The organism is Camelimonas fluminis, assembly GCF_014656355.1.
In the GTDB taxonomy this organism is placed as follows: domain Bacteria; phylum Pseudomonadota; class Alphaproteobacteria; order Rhizobiales; family Beijerinckiaceae; genus Camelimonas; species Camelimonas fluminis.
In genome coordinates this window covers 1-1,418 of record NZ_BNCG01000135.1, presented here as the reverse complement: position 1 = coordinate 1,418, position 1,418 = coordinate 1, and the positions used below count along the sequence as shown (strand labels likewise).

General features: G+C 61.1%; 2 protein-coding genes. Both read right to left on the bottom strand.

The features are described 5' to 3' along the window. Nucleotides 1-72 precede the first annotated feature (72 nt). On the bottom strand, nt 73-867 hold the full coding sequence (gene istB, locus IE243_RS22815) for an IS21-like element helper ATPase IstB (RefSeq protein WP_191321564.1): 795 nt from the start codon (nt 865-867) through the stop codon (nt 73-75). Next, nucleotides 857-1,418: Mu transposase domain-containing protein (locus IE243_RS22810; protein WP_444542216.1), on the bottom strand; the 562-nt coding region annotated here is incomplete at its 5' end. The genes istB and IE243_RS22810, both read right to left, overlap by 11 nt.

The window sequence follows — 1,418 nt, the reverse complement described above, 5'->3', positions numbered from 1 at the left end:
TGTTGTTTTTCACCCAGAACTGAGCCGGTTTTTCCATCGAGAAGTGAGCCACTTCTGACTATGGATTTCCGGTCACGCAGTGGTCAAGGCATGGTTTGCCTCTCTCTTTTTCCTGCCTGCGGCGGCTGAACTTGCCTTGAATCGGAAGCTGTCGTTTCCGGTCTCCAGAATATGGCAGCGGTGTGTGAGGCGATCGAGCAAGGCGGTCGTCATTTTGGGGTCGCCAAAGACCGAAGCCCATTCGCTGAAGCTGAGGTTTGTGGTGATGACGACGCTCGAGCGTTCGTAGAGCTTGCTCAGCAGATGGAAGAGCAGCGCGCCGCCTGAAGCGCTAAACGGGAGGTAGCCCAGTTCGTCGAGGATCACCAGATCGAGGCGGGTCAGGCTTTCGGCAATCTGCCCTGCCTTGCCCCTGGCCTTTTCCTGTTCGAGGGCGTTGACCAGTTCGATCGTGGAGAAGAAGCGGACCTTGCGGCGGTGATGTTCAATGGCCTGAATGCCGATTGCCGTCGCGACATGGGTTTTGCCGGTGCCCGGGCCGCCCATCAGCACAATATTGTGCGCGCCATCCATGAACTCGCAGCGATGCAGCGTTCTGACAGTCGCCTCGTTGATTTCGCTGGCAGCGAAGTCGAAGCCCGCGAGGTCCTTGTAAGCGGGGAAGCGGGCCGTCTTCATGTGATAGGCGACAGAACGGACCTCACGTTCGGCCAATTCAGCCTTCAGTAGCTGCGACAGGATCGGGATGGAGGCTTCAAAGGCCGGCGCCCCCTGCTCGATCAGATCGGTGACGGCCTGGGCCATGCCATACATTTTGAGACTGCGGAGCATGATGACGACGGCGCCGCTGGCAGGGTCATGACGCATGACGGCCTCCAGCAATCCGGGCGCGCAGGCCATCATAGCGTTCGACATTGGCCTTGGGCTCACGGCGCAGGACCAGCGCCTGTGGCGTATCGAGATCAGGTTCGCAATTCGTCTTGCCGTCGATAAGGCGGTGCAACAGGTTCAGCACGTGGGTTTTGGTCGGCACACCGTCGGCCAGGGCGAGTTCCACGGCGGTGAGCACCGCCTCCTCATCATGATGCAGCACCAGGGCGAGGATATCGACCATCTCGCGGTCGCCGCCATGCCTGCGCAGCATCTGGTCCTGCAACTGCCTGAAGGCGGCTGGCAACTCCAGGAAGGGAGCGCCGTTCCGCAGCGCCCCCGGCTTGCGCTGGACGACCGCCAGATAATGCCGCCAGTCATAGATCGTCCGCGGGGGCAGGTGGCTGCGCTGGATGATCCGCGTGTGTTCGCACAGGATGTTCCCCTCGGCAGCGACAACCAGCCGGTCCGGATAGATCCGCAGGCTGACAGGACGGTTGGCAAAGGAGGCCGGCACACTGTAGCGGGTGCGCTCGAAGCTGATCAGG

Coding starts and splice junctions, on each gene's coding strand:
- istB (WP_191321564.1), bottom strand. CDS start 867: ATGCGTCATGACCCTGCCAGCGGCGCCGTCGTCATCATGCTCCGCAGT.